Origin of the sequence: Burkholderia sp. HAN2018, assembly GCF_024704855.1 — a bacterium.
Classification (GTDB): Bacteria; Pseudomonadota; Gammaproteobacteria; order Burkholderiales; family Burkholderiaceae; genus Burkholderia; species Burkholderia cepacia.
In genome coordinates this window covers 1-3828 of the sequence record NZ_QOBB01000386.1, presented here as the reverse complement: position 1 = coordinate 3828, position 3828 = coordinate 1, and the positions used below count along the sequence as shown (strand labels likewise).

Genomic DNA, 3828 nt, shown 5'->3' with positions numbered 1-3828 from the left:
CGCGTTCGTCGGGCGCGTCGGCCGGTGCCGCGTCGCGGCGCACGCCCGAGCGCAGCAGCTTGAAGCCGAAATACACGAGGTACACGGCACCGCCGATCCGGATCGCCTCGTACAGCCATTCGACCTGGTGCAGCACGGCCGCGAGGCCGAGCATCGCGAGCGAGGCCCAGGCGACCGACGCGGTGCCGACGCCGAGCGCCGACGCGGCGCCGAGGCTGCGCCGCCCCGCGAGCGACAGTTGCGAAATCATGAAGAAATTCGGGCCGGGGGTGATCGCGGCGACGAGATAGACGGCGGCGATTTGCAGCAGGATCGGCAGGTAGTTCATGGCGGCGCGGCCCGGCGGCGGGCGCGGGAGGAACGGGCAAGCCGTTAATGTAGCGCGCGCCGCGCGGCCGCGCTTTGGCCGGGGGCGACCGGAGGCGTGATCGACTCGCGGTCGCGGTCGTTGTTGCGAGCGTTTTGCAGCCGTTTAGCCGTTATTGCGGATCGAGGCGCAGCCGCGCGATGTACGGCAGGTGGTCCGACAGCCACGCGGCCTCGCCGGACGGCGCGCGCCATTCGAGCGGCGTCAGCCCGCGCACGAACATCTTGTCGAGCGCGAGCGCCGGCGAGAACGCGGGGAACGTGCGGCCCGATTCGCCGAGCAGCGTCGCGACCTCGGACAACCCGATCTCGCCGAACAGCGCGACCGAATCGTTGCGCCAGTCGTTGAAGTCGCCGGCCAGCATCAGCGGGCCGTCGCCCGCGTTGCGCACGATCCAGTGCGCGATCCAGTGCATCTGGCGCAGCCGCGCGGCGCGCGTGAGCGCGAGGTGCGCGCACAGCAGCGTGACCGGTCGCGCGCCCGCGAGCGTCGCCCGCGCGACCAGCAGCCCGCGCCGCTCGAAGCGGTGCGCGGAGATGTCCCAGCGGCCGCCGAGGTCGAGCGGATGCGGCGACAGGATCGCGTTGCCGTGCCGCCACGACGGCTTGAACACGTTCGGCCCGAGCGCGATCTGCCAGTCGAGCGCCTGCGCGATCTCGGTGGCCTGGCAGTGCCACACGTCGTCGACCGCGTCGTCCATCGGCGCGCCGAAGCCGGGGGCGAGCATCGGGCGCGGCATGCGGCGCGCCATCGCTTCCTGCAGGAAATACACGTCGGCGTGCGTCGACTGCATCCAGTTGCGCATCGCGTTCCACGCGGTGAAGCCGAGCGGCGAGCGGCCCTTGTGCAGGTTCCAGCTCACCGCGGTGATTTCGTCGGGCGCGGCGTGCGGTTCGGCGAACGGCAGGGAGAGAGCGTCGGCGGACATGACGCTCAATCCTTCGCGACGTGCGCGCGCACGCGGTACACGAGGTGCGGACGCTGCTCGACGAGCGTCCAGTCGGTCCACGCGTCGGCGCCGACCGTCAGGCCGGGGTGGCTCGCGACGATTTGCCGCGGCGAAGCGGGTACGCACGGATCGCTGCGCGTCGCGTTTTCGTCGTCGAGCGTTTCCTGCACGTCGAGCGCGAGCGACACGGTGTTCGCGCCGGCATCGACGGTGAGCGGCGCGACCGTCACCGAGCGCGAGCGCTCGGTCGGCACGACGCGCGCGGCATTGCCGCAGCCGACCGGCACGGCGGACGGATAGCGATGGGTGTCGGTGCGGGTCTGACCCACGGTGGTGCGCTGCTGGAACGTGTCGATGGTCTGACCGTCGCGTACCACCTGGATCTCCCACGCGACGGAGGCCGGCGCGGGGCTCTGCGCATGGGCGGCGAGCACGATGCTCGCGAGCAGGACGGCCAGGCCGTGTTTCAGCATGAAACGTCTCCGGGAACGCGCGATAGCGGGGAACGGACGCACATCTTACGCCCGATCGATTTCGGTCGTGATGTGACAGGACGCGTCGCGACAGGTTCGCCGCACGATGCGGTCCTGTTCGAAAGGTAGGGCCGCGTCATGCGTTTTCAACCGAAAAAACGCGCGAACTCCGCGACGCTCGCGCGCTCGGTGACGAGGCGGTTCTCGATCGCGTCGGGGTCCGCATGGCCGAGCGACATGCCGCAGACCAACTGTTCGTTGGCGGGAATGCCGAGGTGTTCGGTGATGATCCGGTGAAACGGCACGAACGCGGCCTGCGGGCAAGTATCGAGCCCGCGTGCGCGTGCGGCCGTCATCACGCCTTGCAGGAACATCCCGCAGTCGAGCCATGCACCGTGGGTCATCACGCGGTCGAGTGTGAAGAACAGCGCGACCGGCGCATCGAAGAAACGGAAGTTGCGCGCGTGCTGCGCATGCATGCGCGCCTTCTCGTCGCGGCCGATGTTCAACAGGCCGTACAGGTCCCAGCCGACCTTGCGGCGCCGGTCGATATACGGCGACACCCACTCGCGCGGGTAGTAGTCGTACTCGGCGACGTATTTCTCGTCGCACGCGGGATCGTCGTGGGCCGCGGTGAGCGCGGCGGCGAGCGCGTCGCGCGTGGCGCCCGTCGCGACGTACACGCGCCACGGCTGGATGTTGGTGCCCGACGGCGCGCGGCTCGCGGCTTCGAGGATCGCCTCGAGCGTGTCGCGCGGCACGGGCGTCGGCAGGAACGCGCGGATCGCACGGCGCGACGTGAGCGCCGCGTCGACGGCGCCGGTCGCATCGGCATCGACGCGCGGGAAAGCAGTGGGGACGGACATCGGCATACCTTCGGGGCGAGATCCGACGCGCCGCGCGGGCGCCGTCGGCCGGGCCGGTGCGGCGGGTGGGTGAACCGACGATCATACGCCGCGGTGCGCCGGCGTGCAGCGCGCGCGGGTGTTAGCAGCACACGCACGTGGCTGCTTGCTTGCGCGGGGATGCGGGATCGCTACACTGAAATCGTAAGGGTCTGATGATCGTGTGACAGCAAGCGGCAGCGAGGTTGGTATGACGACGGCGATGGTGAAACAGGAACTGGCGGTGGCGTCCTTCAGCACGGTGTACGACCTCGAGCAGGTCGAGACGGCGTTGAGCGACCTGAACGAGAGCGCGAGCGACGCACTGCGCGCCACCTACGAGAAGATGCTCAAGACGGGCAATCTGCGCTTTTGCGTGAAGCCGAACCGGATGCCGTCGTTCGACGCGCTCGGCGAGGCATTGCCCAATTTCGCCGAGCCGCTCGACGACGTGCGCAAGCAGATCGCGCTGTGCCTCGAAACGGACGACCGGCTCGAACTGATGCCGATCCTGCTGCTCGGGCCCCCGGGCATCGGCAAGACGCATTTCGCGAAGGCGCTCGCGCAGCTGCTCGGCACCGCGTACCACTACGTGCCGATGAGTTCGCTGACGGCCGGCTGGATCCTGTCGGGGGCGTCGTCGCAATGGAAGAACGCGAAGCCCGGCAAGGTGTTCGATGCGCTCGTGAACGGCAGCTACGCGAACCCGGTGATCGCGGTCGACGAGATCGACAAGGCCGGCAGCGATGCGCAATACGATCCGCTCGGCGCGCTGTACGCGTTGCTCGAGCACGACACCGCGCGCGCGTTCATCGACGAATTCGCGGAAGTGCCGATCGATGCGGGCAACGTGATCTGGATCGCGACCGCGAACGATGCGCAAGCGATCCCGGAGCCGCTGCTCAACCGGATGAACGTGTACGAGATCGAGCCGCCCGATGCGGCCGGCGCGCGCCGGATCGCGCAGACGATCTACGACGAGATCCGCACGTCGCATGCGTGGGGGCGGCGCTTCCCGGATACCCTGGGCGACGACGCGCTCGACGTGCTGGCCGCGACACCGCCGCGCACGATGCGCCGCGCGCTGCTGCACGCATTCGGCGCCGCCCGGCTCGACGGGCGCGACGCGATCGGGCCGCGCGACATCCGGGCCGA

At 69.7% G+C, this 3828-nt stretch carries 5 protein-coding genes; 1 reads left to right on the top strand and 4 read right to left on the bottom strand.

The window, feature by feature from the left end:
- From DPV74_RS39815 to DPV74_RS39800, 4 genes are all read right to left on the bottom strand, one after another.
- The coding region (locus DPV74_RS39815; RefSeq protein ID WP_162923289.1) for a LysE family translocator at positions 1–328 on the bottom strand (328 nt) is incomplete at its 3' end.
- 151 nt (positions 329–479) lie between these two features.
- Positions 480–1295, bottom strand: coding sequence for an endonuclease/exonuclease/phosphatase family protein (locus DPV74_RS39810; protein ID WP_021163082.1), 816 nt, complete (start codon positions 1293–1295; stop codon positions 480–482).
- Positions 1296–1300: 5 nt separating this feature from the next.
- Positions 1301–1789 carry a hypothetical protein gene (locus DPV74_RS39805; RefSeq protein WP_027788898.1) on the bottom strand — a complete coding sequence of 163 codons (489 nt, stop codon included), beginning with the start codon at positions 1787–1789 and terminating at the stop codon, positions 1301–1303.
- Positions 1790–1935: 146 nt separating this feature from the next.
- The gene (locus DPV74_RS39800) at positions 1936–2655 is read right to left on the bottom strand and encodes a nitroreductase (protein ID WP_119339180.1); all 720 of its coding nucleotides are present in this window, start codon (positions 2653–2655) and stop codon (positions 1936–1938) included.
- Positions 2656–2884: 229 nt separating this feature from the next.
- Between DPV74_RS39800 and DPV74_RS39795 the strand changes: the two genes are divergently transcribed.
- A partial coding sequence (locus tag DPV74_RS39795; RefSeq protein WP_119339179.1) for an AAA family ATPase occupies positions 2885–3828 on the top strand: 944 nt, incomplete at its 3' end.

Bases quoted from the DNA above. Each gene is read 5' to 3' on its own strand.
- DPV74_RS39800 (WP_119339180.1), bottom strand. From the start codon at position 2,655: ATGTCCGTCCCCACTGCTTTCCCGCGCGTCGATGCCGATGCGACCGGC.
- DPV74_RS39805 (WP_027788898.1), bottom strand. From the start codon at position 1,789: ATGCTGAAACACGGCCTGGCCGTCCTGCTCGCGAGCATCGTGCTCGCC.
- DPV74_RS39810 (WP_021163082.1), bottom strand. From the start codon at position 1,295: ATGTCCGCCGACGCTCTCTCCCTGCCGTTCGCCGAACCGCACGCCGCG.